Origin of the sequence: Paraflavitalea speifideaquila (assembly GCF_032395985.1) — a bacterium.
In the GTDB taxonomy this organism is placed as follows: Bacteria; Bacteroidota; Bacteroidia; order Chitinophagales; family Chitinophagaceae; genus Paraflavitalea; species Paraflavitalea speifideaquila.
Window position 1 is genome coordinate 2,401,428 of the sequence record NZ_CP135920.1, and the last position, 26,167, is coordinate 2,427,594.

Here is a 26,167-nt window from a genome sequence, read left to right on the forward strand (position 1 = left end):
GGATTACTTCTTTTTCAATTACAGGTGTGATCATTGGCCATGGTAAGATAATTGCTAAAAATCAATTACTTAGGATAGATGGGGGAGTAACCACCAGTCTTGTAACTTGTACCTTAATTAGTAACTTCGCGTCAAATTTAGCTCCATGCTTGATACAATAGAAAGTGCGATAGAAGACATTAAAAACGGGAAAATGGTTATTGTGGTAGATGATGAGGACCGTGAAAATGAAGGTGATTTCATCGCAGCAGCCCGGAATGTAACCCCCGAGGTTATAAATTTCATGAGCAAACATGGCCGTGGTCTAATCTGTGCCCCTTTGCCGGAAAGCCGTTGCGAAGAACTGCAGTTGGGATTGATGGTCAATAACAATACGGCCTTACACGAAACCGCTTTCACCGTTTCTGTCGACCTGTTGGGGCATGGCTGCACCACTGGTATTTCGGCGCATGACCGCGCCAAAACCATCCAGGCTTTGATCAACCCGGCCACCAGACCGGAGGACCTGGGCCGCCCGGGACATATCTTCCCCTTACGTGCCAAAGAGGGTGGGGTATTACGCCGGGCCGGGCACACGGAAGCTACCATCGACCTGGCTCAGCTGGCCGGATTGGAACCCGCTGGTGTACTGGTGGAGATCATGAATGAAGATGGCTCCATGGCACGCCTTCCCGAATTGGAGGAAATAGCCAAAAAGTTTGACCTGAAACTCATTTCCATAAAAGACCTTATTGAATACCGCCTTAAACGTGATAGCCTGATAGAAGAAATTGTGCGGGTGGATATGCCTACCCAGTTTGGGCATTTTAAACTCATTGCTTTCCGGGAAAAGAGCTCTGGTATGGAACACCTGGCGTTGATCAAAGGCGAGTGGAAACAGGATGAACCTGTACTGGTAAGGGTACACTCCTCCTGCTTTACCGGCGATATCCTGGGTTCTATGCGCTGCGATTGCGGCGATCAGTTACATGCTGCCATGGAGATGGTAGAAAAAGAGGGCAAGGGCGTCATCGTATACATGAACCAGGAAGGCCGGGGTATTGGCCTCGTGAACAAACTGAAAGCTTATAAATTACAGGAAAATGGTTACGATACCGTAGAAGCCAATCTTCACCTGGGCTTCCCAATGGATAAACGTGATTATGGTATTGGTGCACAGATATTGCGTGCCTTGAATGTAACCAAGTTGCGCCTTATGAGCAACAACCCCAAGAAAAGGGCGGGCTTATTGGGTTATGGCCTGGAAGTGGTGGAAGCAGTTCCCATTGAAATATGCCCCAATCCGCACAACGAAAAATACCTCACTACTAAGCGCGATAAATTAGGACACGAAATTTTGAAAGGATAAGTAAACAGCGCCGAGCTGCTAGCTATGAGCTTCGAGCCCCTTTGTAAGAAGGGGCTTTTTTATTGGTAACATTCGATGTTTTTAATGCAATGAGTAGCTCGCAGCTTTCCTAAGGTTGTTTACCTGCTGTATCCGACTTACTGCTATCAGATGATGAGGTAGCATTGGTAGAGTCTATAACCCGCCTTTGATCTGCTTTCTCTTTTCTTTTGCGTTCACTCCGGAATATATCACCCAGCCGGTCAAAATCGTGCCGGTAACTGATACTGGCGCCGGAGCGGTTTTGGCGGGCGCCTACACCACTCATATAGTTATATGAATCGCGATAGAAGAAGGTGAGCACTACCTTGCCATCGGCCCGTATTTTCCATTCGGCAGTAATATCAGGCAGGAATTGAAGGTTCTGTGTAGCCTGCACCTGTTGCGAACTAAGGCCAAAGTCGAGCGCACTGCCAAAGGTGAAGGTTAACCGTTCATTGAGAAAGCTTTTACCAATGTTGAAGTTCAGGTTGGTGCGGTCAATATTAAACTTATTGCGGTTTACATTATCAATGAAGTTCGATCCACTGTACATCTGCGCATTGAAGTTGACCTTGATGCTTTTATCGTTGAAGATCTTCTGAAAGATATTGGAGAACTGCTTGCTGAGGGTATTGGACAATACACCGGAAATACTGTTGATCACCACCCCTTCAAAAGCCAGGTTGGCCAGGGCGCCCTGGTTGGTGGAAGTAGACAAGGGGCCAAAGCTGTTGAACACTATAAGGAAGGCTACCTGTTTGTTCAGTTCATTGGCGTCATTTTGAATACGCTGCAGGATGGCCAGCGCGTCGGCATCATTCTTCAGCGTACTGTTTTGAGGCATTTCTATCTGGAAACTGATATCGGGCTGCATGAGCCTGTTCTTCAAAGTGGCTACCACAATTACCGATCCACGGTACTTACGCACATTGTTATTGATACCGCCTGAAGCATCAGAACCTGACTGCAGGGAGAAGGCATCCAAACCCAGGTCGCTGAAACGTACATTCTCGGCTGTATATTCCGCATCGATCTTGATGGTAGCGGCATAAGGATCGCCCTGCCATTGGATATAGTTGCCCGCATTGGGGCGCAGTACAAAGGGTTTACGCAACAACGACTGGAAATTGAAATTGTAATAGCCTTTGTCGATATCATACCGGCCCGAAATGGAAAACTCCCCATCCGTGCGGGCTGTCATTTTAAGGTTGCCATGCCCTACCGCCTGGATGATATCACCCGTCAACTCATCCAGTATCACGTACATATTGATGTAGTTGTTGGCCGTAACGTCCAATGATACTTTCAGGTTGCTGCCCTTAAAAGCATCCACCTCTTTCATCTCGCGGCCATATACCTTCCATACGATATAATCTGTTTCACCACTCTGCCTGGACGCACCCGAACGGATGTACAACCTGGAGCTATCTGCGGGCTCACCCTTGATGTCCATCTTCATATCCTCCAGCTTGTCCTTCAGCGTCATATTCACTTTGGCAAACACGGTTCCAAAGAATGGGTCTTTGCCCGTACCATCTGTAGCCAATACCAGCAACTTATTGCTGTTGATGGCAAAATCAAAATCCAGGTTGTCAAATCCCTGGTGTTTCAATATCCCCGGCTTACCGTACCGGTATTGCCATATTCATCCCGGATGGCAAAGCTGCCAAAGTTGATATGATCATCTTTAAAATCAAAGGTAGCAGCCGGTATCCGGTACAATACATTGGTATAGTTCACCCGCAGTTCCCCATCACGCAATTGTACCTTGCCCAGGTATTTCAGGTTGTCCGTAGGCCCTGTGATACGTAACTGCCCCGTGGCAAATCCATTGATGTTTTTAAATACGCCCGACAGGTATTTCTCCAGCACATTTATCCTGGTGTCTTTGAAATTGCCAGTCAGGTCAAGTGGTATTTTACTATTGGTACTGTCGTCAAACAGGTTATAAACGCCTTTCACATCAAACACATAATCCTTGTTGTCCGAATTGGCCGCAAAGTTTACAGCGCCACTCCGCTGGTTGTAATTGGCATTCAATTGAACCCTTCCCAATGAATCATTATCCAGCCTGAACTGTTCGGCCTCACCATTCATTTCCACCTGTATTTTGCCAAAAGGATCCATTACATCCACCGTGGCATTGAGCAAACCTTCCAGGCGGGTTGTTTTAGTAATGTAGGGCGTAAAGTCGCCAATGTTAACCTTCTTTAGTTCTACTTTGATATCGTTGGTATTGCCAATGTCTGAAGGATGCGTGGTGACCAGTATTTCCTGGTCGCCACTGTATATTTTTACCCCATCGGCCGTTACCAGGTCCTCACTTAAAACCAATTCTCCATCCTTATCAATAAGCCAGTTCTTGCCATTTACATCAAAATGCGATTCATTAAAAACAATGCGCACCCCTTTAGGCATGGTTTGTACACGGGCTACTACATTGGCCGAATTGAGCGTTTGACTGGCACTTGTTTTAAGCGTGATATCCGAAATGTCATTGGCCGAACGGATCTCGATGGTAGAGCCAGGAAAATGGAGACTATCATTGAGGTATACATCAGCGATGGAGTTTTCCAGTGAAAGACTATCCAGGTTACCTGTACCTTTCAAGGCTACATTGTAGAATGCGATATTCTTGTAACTGAACTGCGGCACTTCTACGTTCAGATCCAGCAGGTTTTCTTTCGTATTGATCCGGCCTGTAACTGTGCTGTAGTTAAATCCATTCAGGTTCTTGTCAAAAAAATCGAGGTATTCATCCACCTTCTTGGTGGTGATCACAAAACTGAAATTTTCGTCATGTTGCATCACACGGCCCTCACCGATGTAGCTGGGATAATATTTGTGCAGGAAAGTACGGAAAGAGGAGGGGAGGTCAAGGATAGAGAACTGGCCTACCAGGGCTGCATCAAATTCATTGCTTAACACTGTAATGACCTTGTTGGTGCCCAGGGTTTTGGATTCAATATTGAGGGAGTCAAACGAAATGCGTTTCCCCTTCTTGAATACCGATGCTTCATATACACGGGCTGTTCCCAGGAAGTTGTCGATCGTATTACCGCTGAAGTTGAATCGGAATTTGCCCGTTACCTCTACACTATCCTGTAATAGTTTAATATTCTTCAGATCGGCCTTGGTAATATTGGCATCGAAGTTAAATTGTGGTATTTCTTTACCCAGGTCAACCAATCCATTCAACGTGAACTGCAAGTTGGGGTCATTAGAGATCAGTTCCCCATTGAACAAACGCTTGGCTACTGTTCCCTTTACCGTGATGTTCTGGTAGGTATAGCCCTTTAATTCCAGCGACCGGATGGTGCCATCCAGTTTGGCATTGAGGCTATTGGCTTTCATACCAATGCCGTATACGCCGCCATTAAAGCTGATCTTTCCTATTTGAGCTACATCCACAAACTGGCCCAGGTTAAAACTATCTGTTCTTAATTTGCCCGAATATGAGGGACTGCCTTTCTCCGGAAATTTCATGTTCAGGTCACTCACAATCGTACCCAAATTGGTGCGAATGGTTCCGTAGGTTACAAAGTCATTGATGAAGCCCGTAAAGTTGCCCCTGAACTGCAGGTATTCCAGTTTGTCGATCCTTGGTTGCTGAATCTTTTTAATTGGGGAATAATGGTAAGGGCATCCGGGTAAGTGGTTCTGAAATCATTGGCTACAAAATCAATGAACGTATTGTTGATATCCGGCAAACCTTTAATGCTGATATTACCGTTGAGGTACGTGTTTTTCCGGCTTCTACGATCAACTTACGGGCAGTGAGGTTTTCTACCGGCCCCTTTATTTTCCCACTGATGCGGATCTTCTTTTTCCAGTTCTGCATAGCTGGTGCAAAGAAGGCAATATCATCACTGTCCAGGTCGGCCTCATTGAAATCCGCTTCCATACGCACTTTGGAAACAAAATCGGCCATGTCATCAAAAAGTATCATAACGCATGGCGAAGTAATTGTGCAGATGGCTCCGGTTGGTTTGCAGGTCAAGCTGATGAAATTCCATCGCTTCCGGGTGTATCCTTACCTGTGCATTTAGCTTTTTGACGATCAACCCACTGCGTTCCCTCGTATTGAGCTGCATATTGGCCGTGATGGAGTCTTGTTTAAATGCCACCTGTTTAAAATGCGCATTGATTTCGTTGAACTCGATGTGACTGGGGTCAAAATAAGCAGCTATTGCTTCATCTGTTTGTAAGATACTTTTAAAGGTTCCCTTGTTGAGCGTCACTTCCTGGATGGCGATATCCCAATTGCCGGGGTTCCACCGTAGGTGGGCGGGGTCATTCACAAAACTGGTCTCAATATCTTTGGGCCTTAGCGAATCGGGTCTTTTGCCTTCATAATTGGAGATGGAAAATACCGGTTGGTCTAGCGCCACCGTATTGATCCTTACCTTCCGTTGCGTGAGGTCCAGTTTATCGGCATCGATCTTCAGGGCCGCAAAGTTCATTTCCATGTCTTCCCCGCGCCAGCCATCCCGCTGCAATAAGGCAACATTGTCGAACTCCACTTTTTCAGGTCGAGATTAATACTTCCCTTTTTGGTGGTGGTGTCCTTGGGGCCGCTGAAATAATCGGCCAGGAAGCGGTAGTTCCAGATAGAGTCTTGCCGTTGCAAATGGATCACGGCATCCTGCAGGCCAATGTATTTGAGTTCAATGCGGTCTTTGAAGAAGAACCAGTCCGTAATATTCACTTTTACGGCCCCGGCATAAAGCAGCGTATCCTGTTGCTGGTCCTTTACCAGCGTGCCTTGCAGCACCATTTTATTAAATAAGGCAAAATCAACATGTTTGATCTCTACCGTCGTATGCAGGTCTTTGGAAAGGCGTTTGGTAACCTGGTGCACAAGCCAGTTCTGGACAGGAGTTGTTTGGACGGCCATCCAGGCCAGTAAGATCAGGCCGATCAGTACCAGCAGCACGGTCCGGGATATTTTCCAAAATTTTCTCAGGAACTACGTATTCGGGTGTAAAATTAGGTATTCCATAGTGTTGAGCAAATTCAGTACCAATGAATTGAAATGAATTGATAAATATCGGCTTTAAGGGGGCTTAACAAGGGGGAGTGGGTAACCGGGGAGGGCTTGTGGTAAATGCCCAGCGGAGAATTCATAACCGGGAGGGTGTCAACCATCGGAGGTCGGGCATACATGCGGTTTTAGTACAATATCCAGGGGAGTATTTAGATAAAAACAGTATGGGATTGTAGTAAAGAAAAGTACCTTCGGTAATAGATTGGAAGAACAGTTGATGCGACGGGACTATTTCTAAGTAGCTTGGTTTAATCCTTTTCGCATTATAAAAAAACTGATCTCATTAATTATAACAGGGCCGGATGATACAAAAAATTAGCATAAATAATTATAAATCAATAAGAAACATAGAGCTGGATTGTAAGAAATTGAATGTTTTTATTGGGGAGCCCAATAGTGGTAAAAGCAATATTATTGAGGCACTGAGCCTGATGAGTCAGGGCGTAATTGGAAAGGAGGTTTCGAAGGATATCATCAGGTATAAAAATATGGGGGACCTTTTTTTTGATTTTAATATTAATAGACCAATCGAAGTGCTTGCAGATGTCGCGGGCTATAGGTTGAAATATGCCGTGCGTGCAGACGGTGTTCCAGAAAATCAATTTCATTTTGAAGCATTGCCCATTTCGTCGGAGTTTCCTAATATGAGGATTGCACATGATGGGTTGATATTAAACACAGGAAATCTCATTACAACTGAGTTTCGTTTTTATGAGTATAAAAGATTAAGCAGTTTTGCAATTAATTTTTACCCACATCTTGCACCTCCCTACGGTGATAATCTTCCTGCCTTGTTGCTCAGTAATAAGGATTTCCGGAGTTGGGTTTCGGAATTTTTCTGAGTAAAGGATTTAGGCTAACACTGAAGCCGGCAGAGAACGAAATTAATATGAGCAAGGTGGTTAATGACGAAATTTATAGTTATCCTTACCATGCTATTTCAGAAACTTTGCAGCGTGTTGTTTTTTATATGATGGCTATTATGTCTAATAAGGAATCTGTATTGTTATTTGACGAGCCAGACAGCAATACTTTCCCCTTTTATACTGGTTTTTAGGAGAGCGAATTGCTCTCGATGAAACAAACCAATTCTTCCTTACTACTCACAACCCTTACCTTTTGATGCACCTGATTGAAAAATCTAAAGCGCAGGATATTAATGTTTGTGTGGTTTCCATGAAGGACTATGAAACAAAGGTCACAGTCTTAAATGAAGCACAGATAGGTGAAGTTTTAGATTTGAACGCCGATGTTTTCCTGAATCTTGACCGAATCATTGATTAATCATTATGGTTATACACGTTGAATGTATCCCTGATGAAACTTTGTTGAAGAAGTTGGGGTATACAAAAAAGCAAATCCAACATCATGCAGGAAAAATAGGGTATTTGCCCATATCCGCAATTACAAAAACCAGTTGGCCATGGTGGATGAAGATCCCAGCGCCGTTCCCAATCCTTATGAGCAGATGCTTCAGGTAAAACAGGAAGCCTTTGGCATTAAATACTGTGTTGATGAAAAGCTAAACAACAGGATATTTATATTAAAACCAAAATTGGAAGATTGGATCATAGCGGCCTGCAAAAAAGCAATATTGATATAAGTAGCTATGGCTTACCTGCCAGGGGAAATGGCTTGCACAACGTAATAAATAATCGGTTGAGTGCCTATGAGCGATTACTAGACGATCTTATACAAAAGAAAAACGAACCGCTTCTACAACTAAAAGACTGGTTAAGTAATAACTAGCCCTTACCTGTTCGCCGGGTCCTTGATACCCTCACTGGCATTGTACTCGGCTGATTTTCCGGGTTCTATAGAAAGGCTTTGCCAGGATTGGTCCTTGATCATACGGCCGATGTACACAATTTGACCCACATGATAAGGATAGTGGGCCAATTGCCGGTTAATGGCATCCCCACGATCAGGGGCTCCTGACGAATGGTGATTGTTTTTAATAGATCGGCTTCAGTTAAGGATTCCAGCGCACCCAGGAAACAGGCCCATCCCTGTTCCCACTTATCCAGCAACTGTGCTTTAGAATATTGGATCACCCCAAACTCCTCGTCTCTTTTTCGCCAGGGTTTTTCGCCATCTTCCGTAAGGAAATTGGTCCAGCGGCTCAGCATATTTCCATGCAGGTGTTGGATGATAATGGCTATGCTATTGGATGGCTGATTGGGTTGATACAAGAAGTCTTTTTCTTCCAATTGTGCAAAAGTCCGTTCCCCCAATGTTTTGTAATAACGCAGGCGTTTGATGGCGCTGGATAAGAATAGAGTGCCTACACTGTTTGACATGACTATTTGTTTGATGCAAAGGTAAATCGTTCAGAAAAACGATGGCCGGGATTAACGGGTTTTAACATGGAGCATGGAAAGTTGAATATTGATAGAGCTTTCTACAGACAACTAACAAAATGTTCAATACTCAATGCTCAATTTTCAATTAGTAACCCGCCGCATGATCATCGCCCCGTTTATCACCTATTGCTTCAAAGCTGCCATCGGGCAATAGGCGGATCACTTCCGTACGACCGATCGCATTACGTTGGGTGACCTTATAACCCATTTTCTGCAGTTGCTCCCGCACAGCCACCGGGAAGTCTCTTTCTACCATGAGCTCATCGGGCAGCCATTGGTGATGGAACTTGGGTTTATTTACCGCATCATCGGCATTCATATCAAATTCCAGTATGTTGACCAGGGTCTGGAATACCGAAGTGGTAATGGTGGTACCCCCAGGCGTGCCTATTACCAGGTAGGGTTTGCCGTTTTTCAATACGATGGTAGGCGTCATCGAACTCAACATGCGCTTGCCGGGTACAATGGCATTGGCATCACCCCCTACCGCTCCATACATATTGGGTACGCCGGGTTTTACACTGAAATCGTCCATTTCATTGTTGAGCAGGAATCCCGCACCGCCAACCACTGTTTTGCTGCCATAACCACCATTTAGCGTTGTGGTCACCGCTACCGCATTGCCACTGTTGTCATATACACTAAGGTGGGTAGTTTCTTCACTTTCGGGAATGATGCCTGCTTGTATGGCTGCACTGCTGCCTGCTTTGGAAGGATCATAGTCTTTCATTCTTTCCCGGGCATAGGCATCGCTGGTGAGCGTTTTAATGGGTACTTTATAAAAGTCCACGTCGCCCAGGAATTTCGCCCTGTCGGCATAAGCCCGGCGTTCTACCTCCGTCATCAGTTGTACCGATTGGGCTGTTTGAAAGCCGTATGATTTGATCGGTTTGTCCTCGATCATCTTCATCATCTGGGGCAGTAAGATGCCACCACTGCTGGGCAGTGGCATGGTCACCACCGTATATCCCTTATAATCAAAAATAGATGCCTGCCTGTCTTTGGCCTGATAGTTTTTCAGGTCGTCATAACTGATGATACCCTTGCCGCGTTGCATTTCTTCCACGATGAGCCGGGCAGTCTCGCCTTCATAAAATCCGGCCCGTCCCTGATCGCGGATGCGCTTCAGGGTATTGGCCAGGTCTTTCTGTATCAACGTATCTCCGGCCTTCCATGGACTGGCTTTTACAAATGCAGGCGTTATCGTATTGTATTTCACAAATGCTTCGCGTGTGCGGTTCAGGTCGCTGGCTTCATCAGCGGTGATCACAAATCCTTTTTCGGCCAGGTCAATAGCGGGCTGTATGAGTTGCTTAAAGGGTAATTTGCCATATTGGGCAGCAGCAAATAATCCGGCTACCGTTCCGGGTACGCCGGAGGCCAGGTGACCATAAAGGCTAAGGGAAGTAATGGCTTTACCCGTAGCATCGAGGTACATATCACGGTGGGCTTTGGCAGGGGCTTTTTCCCGGTAATCCAGTGTAATATCCTTACCATCAGCCAGATGGGCTACCAGGAAACCTCCACCACCCAGGTTACCGGCGCCGGGGTATACGACGGCCAGCGCCAATTGGGTGGTAATGGCGGCATCAATAGCATTGCCTCCTAGTTTCAGGATAGCCAGGCCTGCTTCACTGGCCAGGGGATGGGCCGATACAACGGCGCCATGTGTACCAGTTGCTTTTTTCTGAATGGTGTATTGGTAAGGGTTGACCTGCTTAGGGCCTATTACCGGGCGGTTGCCGGCGCAGCCATACAATAGCACTGCTACCAGTAATATATAGGTGTACTTTTTTCTCATATAACGCTTTTTCGGTTGGGACTTTAAAAATACCAAAGCTAATTCAATAAAATATTTTATCTTACGTATATCAATGTATGGCCATGGGGCCGCATTTAACCAAAACAAACCGGACTCCAGATTATGAGAAAATCTATCTACCCAATTCGTGGGGTGAGTGTTCTTACATTCCTGTTACTCACCTTCCTGTCAACCTTCGCACAAACTACCGGTACCATTCGTGGAATTATTAAAGATGCCAGCGGCAATTTGTTAAGTGGCGCTTCTATTGCTATTGAAGGGCAAAAAGGCGGAACACTTAGCGATGCTTCGGGCAGTTATTCCCTACGGGTCCCTTCTGGTACGTATACCCTCTTAATAAGTTTTGTAGGCCAGGAAACACAACGCTTCCAGGTAGTAGTGGCAGCTGGCGGCACGGTACAGCAGGATGCCACCTTGAAAGTAATTGCCGACCTGGGCAGCGTAGTCGTCATCGGTTCCCGCTCCCGGCAGCCCCGTAGTAAACTCACTACGGCCGTGCCCGTGGATGTGATCAGTACACGGGAAATAAAACAATTTGCCCAGGCCGACCTGTCCCAAATGCTTACTTATGCCGCTCCTTCCTTCCAATCGGCCCGTCAAACCATTTCGGATGGTACCGACCATATTGACCCGGCAGGCTTACGCGGCCTGGGGCCCGATCAAACACTGGTGCTGGTCAATGGCAAACGCAGGCATACCACCGCACTGGTAAACATCAATGGTACCGTAGGTCGTGGATCGGTAGGTACCGACCTCAATGCCATTCCCGCCGCTGCTATCGAACGTATTGAAGTATTGCGCGATGGCGCTGCTGCCCAATATGGTTCCGATGCCATTGCCGGCGTGATCAATGTAGTACTGAAGAAAAACTACACGGGTTTCAATATATCCGGACAAGCCGGCGAAAACATTACTTCCATGCCTTATGCAGGTGGGGTGAATATCAATGACGGCTTGAACCGGCAGATCGATTTCAGCCTGGGGCATGCCAACAAAAAGGCGCCTATATTAACCTCAGCGGCCAATGGCTTAAAAGAGATGGCAGTAACCGCAGCGGACTGGACAATATCCCCCTCCTCTACTATGGCAATGCCGGATCATTGCCTCCTACTTCGGCAGTACCGCCGGGCGTGCATCCTACAGACTATTACCGCTGGCTGATCGATAAAGACAAGGCTTTTGCTGCCGAACGCAAATACGACCGTCGCAATATTGTAGCCGGTAATTCCTCAGCCAATAACCTGGGTGCCTTCCTCAATGCCGGTTTCCCCATCAGCGATAAAGTAGAAGCTTATTTCACAGTAGGAGGATCCCATCGAACAGGCGCTGCCAGCGGTTTTAGCCGCAACCCCAATTCCTGGAGCCAACAGCCTGTACTGGCCAACGGACAACGTTACTATTATGATGGGTTCCTGCCACAGATACATACCAAGATCAACGATTACTCCCTGATTGCGGGCATTAAAGCCGACCTGGGCAACTGGGATCTCGATGTGAGCAATACCCTGGGCCGCAATACCATCCGGTATGATATTAAGAACACCGGCAATGCCTCCCTGCCCGCCAGTGACCAGGTACAAACTGAATTTTATGCCGGTAAATTATCCTTCCTGCAAAACACCCTGAACCTGGATGTGAACAGGCTGTTCGATATTGGAGCAAAGAAAACCATCAACTTTGCATTTGGTGGAGAATACCGGTATGAGCGTTACCTCATCCGTCCCGGTGAACTCAATTCATGGATGGATACTTCTGTAAACGGAAGAAGATTCCAGCCCGAGCCAGTGCCTAATTATCCCGGTACCTCCCTGGTATATACCCCTGCTGGTGGCCCTGCAGTGCCAGGTGCACAAGTATTTCCGGGCTTCCGTCCGTCCGATTCCACCACAGCCCATCGTGATGTATTTGCCCTCTATGCAGATGGTGAGTTGCAGGGTGAAAAATTTATCCTGGGTGCAGCTGCGCGTTATGAAACCTATAAAGAATTTGGCGCCAATTATGATAACCTGAGCGGTAAGATCACCGGTCGTTACAATATCAACAGGTACCTGGCCGTACGTGCTTCGGTAAGTACCGGTTTCCGCGCCCCTTCCCTGCACCAGCGTTATTTTCAAAACACCTCTACCCAGTTTGTGGGTGGATTGCCCTTACAGGCATTAACTGCCAATAACTATAATCCTGTTGTACGTGATGCTTTTGGTATCAAGGAACTGAAGCCTGAAACTTCTACCAGCTTTTCCGCTGGTGTGGTGGGTACCGTAGGCAATCACCTCACCTTTACCGTGGATGCTTATTTCATCAAGATCGATGACCGCATCGTATTGTCAACCCAGTTTGCCCGCAGCAATACCATTGTTGATTCTATCATGAAGAAAAACAATGTACCTGCTTCTGTAAATGCCCTCCAATTTTGGACCAATGCCATTAATACTGAAACCAAGGGTATTGATATCGTGGTTACAGAAAGGTTTAAATTAGGGAAGGGCAATGCCAATTTATCAGTAGCTGCCAACTTCAATGAAAACAAAGTGGTGGGTGGGTTGAATACCAATTCAGTAGTCGATGATCCCAAGGTAAATCCCAGTTGGAGCAATCCTGCCGCCAACCCGGCCAATGACCTTAGCACGGGCTTGTTCGACCGCCAGCAACGTTCGCGCATAGAAGTTGCACAACCCAAGAGTAAGATCAATATCACTTTTAGCTATGACCTGCCCAAGTGGAATTTCATGGCACGTACCGTTCGGTTTGGCAAAGTGGAATACGTACACAATATCGACCCCGTTTCTACCAATCCCGTCACAGGCGCCTATTTTAATGATGTAGCCATTGGTACCGATCAATCCTTTAAGGCCAAATGGACTACCGACCTGGTGGTGACCTATAAAGTAACCAAAGGCATCAGCCTTACCGCCGGTGCTAATAATGTGTTTGATATCTATCCCGACAGGATCTTCATCGATCCCCGGAATGATCCTTCCGCCTATTATGCCACACCGGTTACTACCGGCGCCAATAAAACCGTAGGTGGCTACAATGCATCGCGGGATGCTTCCAACAGGGGCCGTTTCTTGTTTACCGCCAACCAGTTTGGATTTAATGGCCGGTACCTGTTTGCCAGGATCGGTATTGATGTGTTTGAGTTGAGCAAGACCATCAAAAATGCACTTCCCAGGAAGTAGAGCTTAGTATTCGCTATACAGTCACATGAGAAATCTCAGGGGCATCCCGCACGGGGATGCCTTTTTGTGAATCCGCAGCCGGCAATCAAGGTTATTTAGTTAAGAAAGCTTTTGCCAGTTAAAAAGTTGGGCCACGCTGCAGCGCTACAGTAGCCGGGCGGCAGAGTGATTCACCTTAAGAGTGCGAAAAGCCTGACTAAACAAAATTGAATCCGCAGCCGGCAATCGTCAATGGCTGTTTCCTTGTCAACCTGTCAACATTTCAACTTCACAACCTATCAACCTTTCAGCCAGCCATCCATCCTGTATTCCTTCTGAATTCTGTATTCTGGATCCTGTATTCTAAACTGAATTTCCTTATTTTCATGGCTTATACCGATATATCATGAAGAAAGTCCTGGCCTTATGGCTCTTAGTATCCGCTACAATGATTGGTTATACCCAGGTTAAATCGCCCGAACAGTTCCTGGGATACAAGCTTGGTTCCCGCTACACCCCTCATTTCAATGTCGTCAATTATTTTAAAGAAATAGCCGCTACCGCTTCCAATATGGTGAAGCTGGAAGAATATGGCCGTACCAATGAAGGCCGCCCCTTATTGGTGGCCTATATTGCCTTACCCGACAACCTCTCGCGCCTGGAGCAGATCAGGCTCAATAACCTGCGCCTGGCAGGCATGACCAACGATAAAGCAGCGCCTGATGAAAAGGGCCAGCCATCGTATGGTTAAGTTATAATGTGCATGGCAATGAAACCTCCTCCTCCGAAGCAGCGATGCTCACCCTGTATGAGCTCATCAATCCATCCAATACCAAAACCAAAGAATGGTTGAAGAATACCGTCATTGTGATTGATCCCTGTATCAATCCCGATGGCCGCGACCGCTATGTAAATTGGTTCAACAGTGTGGTGGGCATCAATCCCAATCCACAACCCTTTACCCGCGAGCACAGCGAACCCTGGCCCGGAGGTAGATCCAATCACTACAATTTTGACCTGAACCGCGATTGGGCCTGGCAAACACAGGTAGAGTCACATCAAAGACTTGCCAAATACAACCAATGGCTGCCACAGATCCATGTAGATTACCATGAGCAGGGATACAATGAGCCCTATTATTTTGCACCTGCGGCCGAACCTTTTCATGAAGTGATCACCAATTGGCAGCGTGAGTTCCAGGTACAAATTGGTAAGAACAATGCGAAATACTTTGATGAGAATGGCTGGCTGTTCTTTACCAAAGAACGCTTTGACCTGTTTTATCCCAGCTATGGCGATACCTATCCCATTTATAAAGGAGCCATCGGTATGACCTATGAGCAGGGCGGCCATAGCCGTGGTGGCGCTGCGGTGATCAATGAAGATGGTGATACCCTTGCCTTGTGGGACCGCCTGTACCATCACTTTACTACTGGTATGGCTACTATTGAAGTAAGCTCACAAAATGCTGGTAAACTGGTACAGGAGTACAAAAAGTATTACGATAAAGCCCGCACCAGCCCGCCCGGTGAATTTAAAGCCTATATCATCAAAGCCGATGCTGGTGATAAACTTACCCGTTTAAAGAAACTACTCGACCGGAATGGTATTGATTGGGCCTATGTCAATGCCGCCTCGTATACAGGTCTCAATTATTTTACCGGTAAAAGTGAAAGCTTTAAAACAGTACAGCGCGATGTGGTGATCAATGCCAATCAACCCAATGCCAACCTGGTAGATGTATTGTTTGAAAGAACTTCTAAATTATCCGACTCGGCCACGTATGATATCACGGCCTGGTCAATGCCCTATGTATATGGCCTTACTACCTATGGCCTCAATGCGTATGTAACGGCTACTACCAAAGAACTTTCTATTGCTATGCCACCCCAAGGCAAAGCCAGCCTGGCTTATGCTGTACGTTGGAATGGCATCAGCAGCGTACGTTTCCTGGCAGAATTGCTGAAGAAGAAAGTGAAAGTGCGTTTTGCCGAAGAGCCTTTTAGCGCCAATGGCGAGCAGTTTGAGCGGGGTACCTTACTTATTGCGCGTACCAGCAATGCCGGCCTGGGCGAATCGCTGCACAGCATCGTATTGGATGCCGCTGGTAAAGCCGATGTGCACTGCTATTCCCTTAATTCAGGGTATGTAGACAAAGGCTTCGACCTGGGATCGGGCAAGGTGCGTATCATGCGGGCGCCCCGCATCACCCTGCTGGCAGGGGAGGGGGTATCTTCCCTGGGCATGGGCGAAGTATGGCACTTCTTTGATAAGGAACTGGGTTATCCCCTCAATATCGTATGGTCCAACGACCTGAATGGAAATGTATTAAAGGAAACAGATGTATTGATCTTGCCAGATGGCAATTATCGCTTGTTTGGCGATAAAGGCATGAACGATAACCTGAAAGAATGGGTCAGCAACGGGGGCAAACTGATAGCCCTGGAAAATGCGGTGGCGCAACTGGCACGTGCCGAATGGGGCATTAAGCAAAAGGAAGATAAGAAAGACGATAAAAAGGACGACAAGAAGGATGATTACAGCATGTTGAAACGCTATGAGAACAGGGAGCGTGATTTTATTCCCGGCTTTAATCCCGGTTCCATCTTTAAAGTAGAGCTCGACAACTCACATCCCCTGGCCTTTGGTTATGATAGTGTGTATTACACCCTCAAGCAGGATGATAATATCTATGAGTTTTTTAAAGATGGCAGCTGGAATGTAGGGGTGATCAAAAAAACAACCAGGTAGCCGGATTTGTAGGCGCCCGCCTGAAAGAAAAGCTGAAAGATGGCGTCTTATTCGGGGTACAGGAATATGGCCGGGGATCTGTGGTGTATATGGCCGATAACCCGCTGTTCAGGAACTTCTGGGAAAATGGTAAACTGTTGTTCTGTAATGCGGTATTCCTGGTAGGACAGTAATAGTATCTTCTTTCCGAATCGTTAAAATTATACCAACGGGGCAGTATACTGCCCCGCTTTTGCTTACTTTGGCACATCGTTGTAAAACCTATCAGTTCCATGATGAGAATTTTTTACCCAAAACGTAGTCTTTTTCAATACTGCTCTTACTGAATACGTTCAACCTGGTGGCCCAAACCCCACCGGCTTATTCTGCAGCAGATATTTATTTGCAGATCAAAAAGCTGAAAGTATTGGGTTCGGTACTTTATATAGCTGCACACCCCGATGATGAGAATACCCGTTTACTGGCCTACCTGTCGAAAGACCGCCTGTATCGTACCGGTTATCTTTCATTGACCCGTGGCGATGGTGGACAAAATCTCATAGGTGATGAGCAGGGTATTGACCTGGGACTGATACGTACACAGGAACTGTTGGCTGCCCGCCGTATTGATGGGGCCGAACAATTTTTCTCCCGTGCATTTGATTTTGGATTTAGCAAGAGTACAGACGAAGCATTAGCTACCTGGGGTAAAGAAAAGATCTTGTCAGATGTGGTTTGGGTGATCCGCCGCTTTCAGCCCGATGTCATCATTACCCGTTTCCCCGAAGATGCCCGGGCAGGGCATGGCCATCACTCCGGCTCCGCTGTATTGGCCCATGAGGCATTCCGCCTGGCGGCTGATCCTGCTGCTTTCCCCGAGCAATTGAAACAAGGTGTGAAGCCCTGGAAAGTAAAACGCATCATGTGGAATACCTTCAACTTTGGTGGCACCAATACTACTTCCAACGATCAGTTGAAAATAGATGTAGGCGGCTACAATGGTGTATTGGGCAAGGGTTATGGTGAAATAGCCGCCGAGAGCAGAAGCCAGCACAAAAGCCAGGGATTTGGTGTACCGGCCGGCAGGGGAACTGCCTGGGAGTATTTTACCCCTGTAGAAGGCGAAGCTGCCAGGAGCGATATTATGGATGATGTCAATGCTTCCTGGTCCAAAATAGAAAATGGCGCTGCCATAGAAACAAAGATCGACGAAGTACTGAATGCTTATTCCTTACTCCATCCCGAACGTTCGGTACCCGCCCTCGTAAACCTGTATGCAGCTATTCGCAACCTGCCCGGAAGTTATTGGCGTACACAAAAACTGCAGGAAGTACAGCAGTTGGTAGAACGTTGCAGTGGCTTGTGGATGGATGTAACATCCACTTCGGAGTTTGTAGTACAGGGTGATACCATGCGGGTAAATGCCGCCATTAATAACCGCCTGGGTGCTAATGCACAACTAATACGTTTTTCACTCGATGTATTTGATTCTACTTTCAATAAGCCTTTAGCGATCAATACCAATACGGTGATCATACGCCCCATTTATGTGTTTACTACCAAACCGGTTACTCAACCGTACTGGCTGGAACATAAAATGAGCGAAGGTTCCTTCAACGTCAACGAACAAAACTTCATAGGCCGCCCGGAAAGCATTCCTTCTTACCTGGCCAGCTTTGAGGTGAGTATCGAAGGCACCCCCTTCACCTTTGTACGGCCTGTACAGTATAAATTCACCGACCCTGTTAAAGGCGAGTTGTACCGCCCGTTGGTAGTGACGCCCTCGGCCACAGTTAGCACCGAACCCGGTATCGTGATCTTCCGTAAAAATGAAAAAGCCGCCCAGGATATTGTACTAAAGGTAACAGCCAATAAAACATTTGATCACTATACTGCTAAAGTGTCCAAACGACTCAAGAATGATAATTCGGTAGTCACCGATACCAGTTTCTCCATCGTTAAAGGTTTAAGCAAACCGTATTATTTTACCATCAACAGCGGTATGCTGAAAGGGCTTGAGCAGGATAATCTGCAGGCCTACGTAGAATTGAAGAACGGCAAAGAAGAACAACCCGCCTGGCTCAATATGACCAGCATCCAATACGATCATATTCCTCCCATCCATTATTTTTACCAGGATGCAGTGAAGGTATTGAACATAGACCTCCAAACTGTAGGTAAACGCATTGGCTATATTGAAGGTGCTGGTGATAAAGTGCCTGCAGCATTGGAGCAAATGGGATATGAAGTTGTGTTGTTAAAGGAAAAGGATATCACGCCAGCTGTATTAAAACAAATGGATGCTGTTATAACAGGCGTACGTGCTTATAACGTGCACGACTTCCTCTTTGCCAAATATGGTATCCTCATGGACTATGTGAAGAACGGCGGCAATTTCATTGTGCAATACAATACCAATAACTTTATTAGTTCGGTGAAGAGCCGTATCGGGCCTTATCCTTTCACCATTTCCCGTAACCGTATTACCGATGAGAAAGCCAAAGTAAGCTTCTTATTGCCCGGGCATGCGGTATTGAACTATCCCAATAAGATCACCGAAAAGGATTTCGATGGTTGGATACAAGAGCGGGGTATCTATTTCCCCGAACAATTGGATCCGGCATTTAAGTCCATCTTGTCAATGGCCGATCCTGGTGAGCAGCCCTTGAACAATAGCCTGGTGGTAGCTGATTATGGGAAAGGGAAGTTTGTATATACCGGGCTGGTATTTTTCCGGGAACTGCCTGCTGGTATTCCGGGTGCTTACCGCTTGCTGGCGAATATCATAGCTTTGAATAAAAAGAAAGGATTTTAAATGAGTGCACCTTCCAGAGCCAAGGGCCAGATTGCCCTGGTTGTAGCGATAGTAGTGGGCTTGATAATTGGTAAGCTGATCAAGAAAGCCACCATCGGGTTTGCCATCGGCGCCATATTGGGACTGATGTTCCTGATGATCTGGTCGAAGAAAAACGATAATACAACGATTGACAAACAATATGTCTGCATCTCCTAACGAAAAAGTACCTGTATTCAGGAAGTGGAGCCATTGGTACTGGCTTGTTATTGGCTTCCTGGCCTTGCTGATCCTATTGTTTTATTTGTTTACCAAACATTACGCATGAACTTTTCCCGGTTAGACTGGATCGTACTGGGCGCAACTTTGCTGTGCATTATACTCTATGGAGTATATAAAAGCCGTGCGTCAAAAGGCCTGGATGGGTATTTCCTCAACGACCGGCAAACACCCTGGTGGGTGGTGATGCTTAGCATCATGGGCACCCAGGCCAGTGCTGTTACTTTTTATCGGCTCCGGGGCAGGCCTATACCGATGGGATGCGTTTTGTACAATACTATTTTGGCCTGCCACTGGCCATGATAGTAGTTTGTATAGCTTTTGTACCTATTTTCCGCAAGCTGAAAGTATATACAGCTTATGAATACCTGGAACAACGATTTGATGTAAAAACAAGGTTACTGACCTCTTTGCTGTTTATGCTGTCGCGTAGTTTGTCCACCGGCATCAGCATCATTGCACCGGCCTTGGTACTGCACAGCATGTTGGGTTGGGACCTTACCATTACCAACCTTTTCATGGGCGGCCTGCTGCTGCTGTATACCACCAGTGGCGGCGCCAAAGCCGTAGCTTATACCCAACAGTTGCAGTTTATTATTATTTATGCCGCCATGTTTGCCGCTGCCTGGTGGGCTATTAAAATGTTGCCCGACGGCATTGGTATTAATGAGGCCCTGCACATCAGCGGCAAATCGGGTAAACTCAATGTGATCACTTCCGGCTTTACAGAACAAGGCTTCGACTGGAAAGACCGTTTCAATATCTGGAGTGGATTGATTGGCGGCTTTTTCCTGACACTAAGTTATTTTGGTACCGATCAAAGCCAGGTAGGCCGTTATTTGTCGGCACGCAGCGATGGTGAAAGTAAACTGGGATTGCTGCTCAATGGCGCTGTAAAAGTGCCTTTGCAATTTGGCATCCTATTGATAGGGATATTCATTTTCTCTTTTTATCAATTTAATAAAACGCCCGCTTATTTTAACCTGGCCGAAGAAGAGCAGGCAAAGTCCGGCAAATATGCCGGTGAATATATGGCTGCAGAAAAGCAGTACCAACAATTGCAGGAAGAAAAACGGGGCACCCTCACCAACCTGGCTGCTGCCATCAAAACAGATAACAAACAAGCCATCGATCAATACCGGGAAGAGTTACAATTGCATGAAGTAGCTGCCAAACACCAGCGCGATTCCGTGAAAGCCATTATACGCAAAGCCAATCCCGGTAGTGATGGCAATGATACCAATTATATCTTCCTTCGTTTTGTGGGCGATACCCTGCCCAATGGATTGGTGGGGCTCATCATAGCCATTATATTCCTGGCCGCCTGGGGCAGCATTGCACCGGCGTTGAACTCCCTGGCCTCCTGTACCATGGTGGACTACCATATGCGTCTTTCCAAGCGACCCATCACCCCATTGCAGGAATACAAATGGTCCCGGCGGTATACCTTCATCTGGGGAGTCATTTGTATTATCATGGCCCAGTTTGCTTATAACCTGGGCAATAGCCTGATTGAAGCGGTGAATATCCTGGGTTCTTTATTCTATGGTCCTATCCTGGGTATCTTCCTCGTGGCATTCTGGCTAAAGCGGGTAGGAGGGCATGCTGTTTTTGCCGGTGCTGCCATTGCCGAGGTGATCGTGATTTCCGTGTATTACATGAAGATCGTTTCTTTCTTATGGTTGAATGTAATAGGCGCCGTTGCCGTAGTTTTGTTCAGCCTGGCCTTGCAACCTTTCTGTCCGGCGCGGAAAGTGCCGTCTAATGAAACGGGTAGTTAATAGGAGCCTGTACATTTACACACTTATCTATGTTTAAGAATCCCGGTTATATTGTAGTGGCCCTTGGTATGATGGGCGTAGCTTTTAGCCTAAGTTATTCAGTAACTTGGATACCGCAGGCATTGTGTCTTGTATTGAGTCTTTGTGTAGTAGGAGCAGGTATTTATTTGATGGCAAAACGCAGTTTATTGGGAACATCAGATAGTCACCTGAGTAGGTTGTTGCAAATTGAGCAATTGCAAAAAACAGGAGAGAATATAAAAATAACCCTGGATAATTGTGAAGTGAAGAGCCGCTCCTGGCAGCAGGAAATTGTTAATGACGATATGCCCGGCAGAGTTGAAATGTGGGATGGTGTATTGGCTCAGGACCGGAACCATAAAACAGTAGCAATTCTCCAGACTTATATTGTTTTTCAAAAGAAGTATAGAGGGCAAACGTATAAGTTCATCAGTCAGCCAACACTACAATCGGATGTCGCATTGAAAATGCATATCGACGAAGGGCAAGTAGGCTTGTATATCGACAAGAAAAATCCTTCCCATTATTATTTTGATTGGGGATGTAAAAACAGGAGGTTGAAATACCTGTAAGTGTTACGTCATTGATTCGGCCCAGGTGTAGGTAGTAATGCCCTCATTGTATCGCCGTCGGAAGGCGCGTTCGTTTAGCTGGTACATATACAAGGCCAGCGATGGTTTCTTCTCCTTGATGGGTTTTATTGGCCGGCCCTTGCGGTCTTTTAAACGCTGTGTTTTACGGCGGTAAGAGGTACGCAATTGCACTGCTGCCGGCTCCCGCTTCAGCTTAATATCGGGCTCACCATATTGTTTGAGCAGGTAGTCGATGATGTCGGTTGCTGCCCATTCATATTTGAGCCAGGTCATCGCTTCTCCCGTGAGTTTTCGGTACAAAGCATGCTGTTTCTTATGAGCAGACAATGCTGCATACACTGTTGATGCAATGCGAGATGCCTTGCCCAGCAGGGCCGCATATTGCATCGTTTTACGAAAAGCCGGGTCCTTCTTCACCCGCTGACCTGTTAGAGAGCTGCGGGTGCGCAGGAAATACTTCCCATACATCTGGTAGATGCACACAGGGCCGATGGTGCCCGTAACAGGTGGTATGCAATTGAACCTGGCCATGAAACATATTTACTATATAGATGCAGAAAGAACATTTTTCAATAAAAAATCAATAACTATTATTGATTATTCCCTTCAAACAAGGGGTTTTATCCGGGTCTTGTTTGTGTCTGGATATTACCAAGACCGTACCTTGGTGTGGTTTTCTTCGAGGTTTCTTCGGGATTTACCGAAGAAACCCTAAGCGAATCCCGAACATGACCCGAACATGACCCGAACATGACCCGAACATGACCCGAACAAGACCCGAAGGAAATACGATTCAGACCCCTTGGTGAGCTTTTTTGCGACACCCCTGGAATCCTGGCCCCAACCCTGTGTCAACCTTGTGTTATCCTTGCAGGTTAAAGCGCACTTGGTATATGGTTTAAACAGGGATCAGGCGGGTTTTACCTTTACTTCGATGACCTGCAATGAATTGTATACCATTTATTTGTAGCTATTTTAAAAGATGTGATGTCAGATTATAAGGCCAGCAACACTTCATGCGATCTGGACCAGGATTGACTACCTTGCAGTCTTGCAAGGCATCGCCATCATACCGCCACCACCACACCTGAACAAGTATGTCAGGAGCTTTTGGTATGCCGGTCCTTCTACACATCAGCAAAACTTTAAGATACTGCCCGATGGCGCTCCGGGGCTCATCTTCCAGCACAAGCAAGGACATTCCGGTATTACCTGGCAGGAGAGATACAGGTTGCCCGTAGCATTCGCTTATGGACAAGCTACGGCGCCAGGCATCAACACTATGGAAGCAGGTACTTCGTGTTTTGGCATACACTTTCGGCAGCACGTATGGAAAGAGCTTTTCCGGGTGGATGCCAGTGAAGTTACCAATACCGCCATCGAGCTGGACCAACTGCCTGGCTTTGGTATTACTGAACAACTATTGAATACGCCTGCCCCTCTACAAATAACAAAGCTGTTGAGCAATTGCCTATGGCAAAACCTTATCCGCAACCAAAAGGAAGATGCCATCATGGCACACAGTGTACAGGAAATAGCCAGGCAAATTGCAACTGTTCATGCCAAAGACCTGCCTGTCAGGTACAACCTGTCGCAGCGGCAATACCAACGCAGGTTTCAGCAACACCTGGGTGTTTCTCCTGAAACCTATATCCGTATTCTAAAGTTTCAGCATGCCTTGCAAGCTATCAACCATCAATCATTCAGCAAACTATCTGATATAGGCTATGAGCTTGGCTTTGCCGATCAATCACATTTCATCCGTGAGTTCAAATTGTTCTCCGGTTATACGCCCAAAGATTTTCTGCAACAACAAAAGCCTGTGCAGGTAGAGAGCATGACAGCCTTGCCGGAAACCGGCCAGCCCTTCCTGCTGTCTACCCGCCTGCTGATCTGTCCCCAATAATGTCGCTACCGTTCTATTTTGCCTGCTGAGCGCCTGCTAGTTTTGTACTACCTGCTATTAAAACGGGTAAGTATGAAAAACATATATCACCTCAACTGTGTAGACATCGATTCGCCCATGGGTGCCAAAGCCATTGGACACTGTCTCCTGCTGGAAGATAAACAAGGGCTCACCCTGATAGAGGCGGGCATTGGTCTGCTGGATACTCGCGACCCGGAAGGGCGCCTGGGCACGCAAATGATAGAGAAGGCAGGATTTAAGTTTGATGAGCAGCTTACGGCCCATAGGCAAATTGAACAACTGGGGTTTCGGCCGGAAGACGTAAAGCATTGTGTAATTACACATCTTGACTGTGACCATATTGGGGGTGGCCGATTTTCCGGCTATGGAACTACATGTATCCAAAGAAGAGTACGATAACTTCTACAGTGGCAACCCCCGTTTCCTGGCGTATAAATGGAAGAGGTGACACCTTTCCCTTGCGTGGCAGGCGAAAGGTGTCACCTCTTTCAAATAGGTTGGAAAATGAACGGTGAAGTGCCCCCAAAAAGTTTGACACTTTAGGGGGCAGTTTCAACCTGTTAAAGGAAAAAGATCTTTAAAGGTGGGCTCCCGCAATTCTGCGGGACTGCCCGGCATAGCAGCCCGGCAGGGTGACTCACCTTGCCACTTATATAATTATCTCGGCACATCCCACCAAAGGCGGGTACCACCCAGGTCTTTGGGAGTTTGGAAAGTAGTAATGGCTTTTTCAATTGCCTTGCCATTGACAGCATATTCAGTACCTGGATATACTGCCCGGCGGATGAAATCGGTTGTGCTGATGGTACCGTTGCTGTTATTGATAACAACCGGAAATAATTTGGGATAACCTGTACGGCGAAACTCCGACCATGCCTCCTGCCCCTCGGGATACATAGCGATCCATTTTTGGGTTAGGATACGTTCCATCTTGATTTCCCGGATAGCTGCATTATCCCATTTGATGGTAATGGTGCTAAGATTGGGGCCCGTGGTTACATCGTTCTGACCAGGAGTGATGGCCTTGGGGTCGATATACGGCTTAGGTTTGGCGGTAGCGTTATTGATGTAAGCATCCGCAGTGCCTTCCACTTTGTGCTGTACAAACGACTGCCGGATACCATTGTTGTAATTGGTACCAGCATCACCGCCTCCAGTCCAGCCGCGTACGGCCGCTTCCGCTCTCAGGAACCATACTTCGGCAGCCGTCATTAATTGAATGTAACTGTCTAATGGCGCCAGGGACGAATAGTCGAGATAGCGGGCCTTGGCATCTATATTGATACCATTGCGGATCCCTTTGAAGGTGCCTGCTACTGCGGGATCTGTGGCTTTGAGGAAATATTTATCCAGGCGCGGATCATTGTAACCGCCCATAATGGATTCTACCGGCGCACCCATGCGGATATCGCCCCAGGAGGCGTTGATCGTATTCAGCGGATGGGTAGTGGAACCGATGTTCACATTGAAATTGTCCCCGGTACTTCCAGCAGGCCACCTACATTGGCGAGGGCGGCTTCCCCTTCTTCTTTTGATTTGGCCGCATCGACATTGGAGATGCGGATGGCCAACCGGAGCCGTAAGCTATTGGCCAGCTTCAGCCATTGTGCATACTTACCGCCATATACAAGATCGGATTTGGTAAATAATATACTGGCTGCATTGTTCCTGATAGGCGTCAGAATCGCAATGGCTTCTTTCAGATCGGCAAAAAGGCATTGTAGACATCCTGCTGGCTGTCAAAGTCAATCCCTCCTTCCGCATTGGGCTGATTGTATTTGGTGTAGATGATGGGCCCGTAAATATCACTCACGCGATGCATGCCTTCTACCTGCAGGATCTTGGCCAATGCATAGGTTTCCGGGAATTTCTCCTTAGAGAAGATACCCGCTTTTATACAGGGGTTCATTACATTGTAATAGGCCGTAGTCCACGAGGCCGTGATCCAGCCATCAATGAGGTTGTAATTGGTATTATTGATATTGCCTCCAAAGGGTGTGGGAGGCATCATATAGCCGCTGAATACATCTCCCAGCAGGTTTTGCTGCAATTGAAAGGTAGGCACCGGCTGATACAGGTAAATGCTGCGTTGCGCCTGTTGCAATTGCGCTGCTACAATGGCAAAATCAGCTTCCAGGTCTTTATCGGTTGATCCGTAAGAATCTTTATTGTACGATTCAAAGTTCTTCGTACAACCACTGAGGCCGAGGACTGCGGTAATGAGTATGGTGCAGCCCGTTCTCTTAAATGCTTTATAGTAATTCATAACACATTTTTTTAGGT

25 protein-coding genes and 1 pseudogene are annotated in these 26,167 nt (G+C 46.8%); 15 read left to right on the top strand and 11 right to left on the bottom strand.

The annotated features are described in order from the left end of the window. The first annotated feature begins 145 nt into the window (after nt 1-145). Nucleotides 146-1,348 carry a bifunctional 3,4-dihydroxy-2-butanone-4-phosphate synthase/GTP cyclohydrolase II gene (locus tag RS881_RS16610; RefSeq protein ID WP_315822095.1) on the top strand — a complete coding sequence of 401 codons (1,203 nt, stop codon included), beginning with the start codon at nt 146-148 and terminating at the stop codon, nt 1,346-1,348. 109 nt (nt 1,349-1,457) lie between these two features. Here RS881_RS16610 and RS881_RS16615 read toward each other — a convergent pair whose 3' ends face one another. From RS881_RS16615 to RS881_RS16635, 5 genes are all read right to left on the bottom strand, one after another. Continuing rightward, complete coding sequence (locus tag RS881_RS16615) at nt 1,458-2,981, bottom strand: translocation/assembly module TamB domain-containing protein (RefSeq protein ID WP_315822096.1); 1,524 nt, start codon at nt 2,979-2,981, stop codon at nt 1,458-1,460. Further along, nucleotides 2,978-4,870, bottom strand: coding sequence for a hypothetical protein (locus tag RS881_RS16620; RefSeq protein WP_315822097.1), 1,893 nt, complete (start codon nt 4,868-4,870; stop codon nt 2,978-2,980). Before RS881_RS16620 ends, RS881_RS16615 begins: the two co-directional genes overlap by 4 nt. A gap of 172 nt (nt 4,871-5,042) precedes the next feature. Then, nucleotides 5,043-5,318 carry a hypothetical protein gene (locus RS881_RS16625; RefSeq protein WP_315822098.1) on the bottom strand — a complete coding sequence of 92 codons (276 nt, stop codon included), beginning with the start codon at nt 5,316-5,318 and terminating at the stop codon, nt 5,043-5,045. Further along, nucleotides 5,305-5,892 carry an AsmA family protein gene (locus RS881_RS16630; RefSeq protein WP_315822099.1) on the bottom strand — a complete coding sequence of 196 codons (588 nt, stop codon included), beginning with the start codon at nt 5,890-5,892 and terminating at the stop codon, nt 5,305-5,307. The genes RS881_RS16625 and RS881_RS16630 overlap by 14 nt, the downstream gene beginning before the upstream one ends. Next, nucleotides 5,829-6,305, bottom strand: a complete 477-nt coding sequence (locus RS881_RS16635; RefSeq protein ID WP_315822100.1) for an AsmA family protein — start codon at nt 6,303-6,305, stop codon at nt 5,829-5,831. The genes RS881_RS16630 and RS881_RS16635 overlap by 64 nt, the downstream gene beginning before the upstream one ends. 413 nt (nt 6,306-6,718) lie before the next feature. On the opposite strand from RS881_RS16635, the gene RS881_RS16640 reads away from it, so the two are divergent. The 3 genes from RS881_RS16640 (at nt 6,719) to RS881_RS16650 (ending at nt 8,019) form a co-directional block, all read left to right on the top strand. Then, nucleotides 6,719-7,258: an AAA family ATPase gene (locus RS881_RS16640; RefSeq protein ID WP_315822101.1), complete on the top strand. Its 540-nt coding sequence runs from the start codon at nt 6,719-6,721 to the stop codon at nt 7,256-7,258. Nucleotides 7,259-7,535: 277 nt separating this feature from the next. After that, nucleotides 7,536-7,700, top strand: a complete 165-nt coding sequence (locus tag RS881_RS16645; RefSeq protein WP_315822102.1) for a hypothetical protein — start codon at nt 7,536-7,538, stop codon at nt 7,698-7,700. Between the two features lie 139 nt (nt 7,701-7,839). Next, nucleotides 7,840-8,019, top strand: coding sequence for a hypothetical protein (locus RS881_RS16650; protein ID WP_315822103.1), 180 nt, complete (start codon nt 7,840-7,842; stop codon nt 8,017-8,019). 149 nt (nt 8,020-8,168) lie between these two features. On the opposite strand, the gene RS881_RS16655 is transcribed toward RS881_RS16650, so the two are convergent. The 3 genes from RS881_RS16655 to ggt form a co-directional block, all read right to left on the bottom strand. Beyond that, a complete protein-coding gene (locus RS881_RS16655) occupies nt 8,169-8,294 on the bottom strand; it encodes a DUF1572 family protein (protein WP_315822104.1) in 126 nt (41 codons plus the stop codon). Next, a complete protein-coding gene (locus RS881_RS16660) occupies nt 8,264-8,716 on the bottom strand; it encodes a DUF1572 family protein (RefSeq protein ID WP_315822105.1) in 453 nt (150 codons plus the stop codon). Before RS881_RS16660 ends, RS881_RS16655 begins: the two co-directional genes overlap by 31 nt. Before the next feature lie 148 nt (nt 8,717-8,864). Further along, entirely contained in the window at nt 8,865-10,580 is a 1,716-nt protein-coding gene (gene ggt / locus RS881_RS16665) for a gamma-glutamyltransferase (protein ID WP_315822106.1), read from the bottom strand. Nucleotides 10,581-10,703: 123 nt separating this feature from the next. Between ggt and RS881_RS16670 the strand changes: the two genes are divergently transcribed. The 9 genes from RS881_RS16670 to RS881_RS16710 all read left to right on the top strand — a co-directional run bounded on the left by RS881_RS16670 (nt 10,704) and on the right by RS881_RS16710 (nt 21,936). After that, a complete protein-coding gene (locus RS881_RS16670) occupies nt 10,704-11,762 on the top strand; it encodes a TonB-dependent receptor (RefSeq protein ID WP_315822107.1) in 1,059 nt (352 codons plus the stop codon). Further along, nucleotides 11,702-13,780: a TonB-dependent receptor plug domain-containing protein gene (locus tag RS881_RS16675; protein ID WP_315822108.1), complete on the top strand. Its 2,079-nt coding sequence runs from the start codon at nt 11,702-11,704 to the stop codon at nt 13,778-13,780. Before RS881_RS16670 ends, RS881_RS16675 begins: the two co-directional genes overlap by 61 nt. A 385-nt stretch (nt 13,781-14,165) precedes the next feature. Then, nucleotides 14,166-14,510: a hypothetical protein gene (locus RS881_RS16680; RefSeq protein WP_315822109.1), complete on the top strand. Its 345-nt coding sequence runs from the start codon at nt 14,166-14,168 to the stop codon at nt 14,508-14,510. An 8-nt stretch (nt 14,511-14,518) separates the two neighbouring features. Continuing rightward, nucleotides 14,519-16,510 carry a M14 family zinc carboxypeptidase gene (locus tag RS881_RS16685; RefSeq protein WP_315822110.1) on the top strand — a complete coding sequence of 664 codons (1,992 nt, stop codon included), beginning with the start codon at nt 14,519-14,521 and terminating at the stop codon, nt 16,508-16,510. Between the two features lie 340 nt (nt 16,511-16,850). Further along, entirely contained in the window at nt 16,851-19,304 is a 2,454-nt protein-coding gene (locus tag RS881_RS16690; RefSeq protein ID WP_315822111.1) for a PIG-L family deacetylase, read from the top strand. Continuing rightward, entirely contained in the window at nt 19,305-19,502 is a 198-nt protein-coding gene (locus RS881_RS16695; RefSeq protein WP_315822112.1) for a hypothetical protein, read from the top strand. 105 nt (nt 19,503-19,607) lie between these two features. Next, nucleotides 19,608-19,865 carry a hypothetical protein gene (locus RS881_RS16700; RefSeq protein ID WP_315822113.1) on the top strand — a complete coding sequence of 86 codons (258 nt, stop codon included), beginning with the start codon at nt 19,608-19,610 and terminating at the stop codon, nt 19,863-19,865. Beyond that, a complete protein-coding gene (locus RS881_RS16705) occupies nt 19,823-21,343 on the top strand; it encodes a sodium:solute symporter family protein (RefSeq protein WP_315822114.1) in 1,521 nt (506 codons plus the stop codon). Before RS881_RS16700 ends, RS881_RS16705 begins: the two co-directional genes overlap by 43 nt. Nucleotides 21,344-21,372: 29 nt before the next feature. Then, nucleotides 21,373-21,936 (top strand): hypothetical protein, encoded by a 564-nt coding sequence (locus RS881_RS16710; protein WP_315822115.1) that lies wholly within the window; start codon nt 21,373-21,375, stop codon nt 21,934-21,936. Nucleotides 21,937-21,939: 3 nt separating this feature from the next. Here RS881_RS16710 and RS881_RS16715 read toward each other — a convergent pair whose 3' ends face one another. Continuing rightward, nucleotides 21,940-22,488: a hypothetical protein gene (locus RS881_RS16715; RefSeq protein ID WP_315822116.1), complete on the bottom strand. Its 549-nt coding sequence runs from the start codon at nt 22,486-22,488 to the stop codon at nt 21,940-21,942. 520 nt (nt 22,489-23,008) lie between these two features. Here RS881_RS16715 and RS881_RS16720 point away from each other — a divergent pair. Both RS881_RS16720 and RS881_RS16725 read left to right on the top strand, forming a co-directional pair. Beyond that, nucleotides 23,009-23,863, top strand: a complete 855-nt coding sequence (locus RS881_RS16720) for a helix-turn-helix domain-containing protein (RefSeq protein WP_315822117.1) — start codon at nt 23,009-23,011, stop codon at nt 23,861-23,863. A 72-nt stretch (nt 23,864-23,935) separates the two neighbouring features. Continuing rightward, nucleotides 23,936-24,283 carry an MBL fold metallo-hydrolase gene (locus RS881_RS16725; protein ID WP_315822118.1) on the top strand — a complete coding sequence of 116 codons (348 nt, stop codon included), beginning with the start codon at nt 23,936-23,938 and terminating at the stop codon, nt 24,281-24,283. Nucleotides 24,284-24,541: 258 nt separating this feature from the next. Here RS881_RS16725 and RS881_RS16730 read toward each other — a convergent pair whose 3' ends face one another. Together RS881_RS16730 and RS881_RS16740 are read right to left on the bottom strand one after the other, a co-directional pair. Further along, nucleotides 24,542-25,348, bottom strand: coding sequence for a SusD/RagB family nutrient-binding outer membrane lipoprotein (locus tag RS881_RS16730; RefSeq protein WP_315822119.1), 807 nt, complete (start codon nt 25,346-25,348; stop codon nt 24,542-24,544). Further along, nucleotides 25,345-26,150 (bottom strand): annotated as a pseudogene (locus tag RS881_RS16740) (SusD/RagB family nutrient-binding outer membrane lipoprotein). Before RS881_RS16740 ends, RS881_RS16730 begins: the two are co-directional and overlap by 4 nt. Nucleotides 26,151-26,167 lie beyond the last annotated feature (17 nt).

Excerpts from the sequence above, each read along its gene's own strand:
- RS881_RS16695 (WP_315822112.1), top strand. The coding sequence starts at position 19,305 with ATGAGTGCACCTTCCAGAGCCAAGGGCCAGATTGCCCTGGTTGTAGCG.
- RS881_RS16670 (WP_315822107.1), top strand. The coding sequence starts at position 10,704 with ATGAGAAAATCTATCTACCCAATTCGTGGGGTGAGTGTTCTTACATTC.
- RS881_RS16640 (WP_315822101.1), top strand. The coding sequence starts at position 6,719 with ATGATACAAAAAATTAGCATAAATAATTATAAATCAATAAGAAACATA.
- RS881_RS16625 (WP_315822098.1), bottom strand. The coding sequence starts at position 5,318 with ATGATACTTTTTGATGACATGGCCGATTTTGTTTCCAAAGTGCGTATG.
- RS881_RS16650 (WP_315822103.1), top strand. The coding sequence starts at position 7,840 with ATGGTGGATGAAGATCCCAGCGCCGTTCCCAATCCTTATGAGCAGATG.
- RS881_RS16680 (WP_315822109.1), top strand. The coding sequence starts at position 14,166 with ATGAAGAAAGTCCTGGCCTTATGGCTCTTAGTATCCGCTACAATGATT.
- RS881_RS16700 (WP_315822113.1), top strand. The coding sequence starts at position 19,608 with ATGAACTTTTCCCGGTTAGACTGGATCGTACTGGGCGCAACTTTGCTG.
- RS881_RS16660 (WP_315822105.1), bottom strand. The coding sequence starts at position 8,716 with ATGTCAAACAGTGTAGGCACTCTATTCTTATCCAGCGCCATCAAACGC.
- RS881_RS16725 (WP_315822118.1), top strand. The coding sequence starts at position 23,936 with ATGAAAAACATATATCACCTCAACTGTGTAGACATCGATTCGCCCATG.
- ggt (WP_315822106.1), bottom strand. The coding sequence starts at position 10,580 with ATGAGAAAAAAGTACACCTATATATTACTGGTAGCAGTGCTATTGTAT.
- RS881_RS16705 (WP_315822114.1), top strand. The coding sequence starts at position 19,823 with ATGCGTTTTGTACAATACTATTTTGGCCTGCCACTGGCCATGATAGTA.
- RS881_RS16715 (WP_315822116.1), bottom strand. The coding sequence starts at position 22,488 with ATGGCCAGGTTCAATTGCATACCACCTGTTACGGGCACCATCGGCCCT.
- RS881_RS16710 (WP_315822115.1), top strand. The coding sequence starts at position 21,373 with ATGTTTAAGAATCCCGGTTATATTGTAGTGGCCCTTGGTATGATGGGC.
- RS881_RS16610 (WP_315822095.1), top strand. The coding sequence starts at position 146 with ATGCTTGATACAATAGAAAGTGCGATAGAAGACATTAAAAACGGGAAA.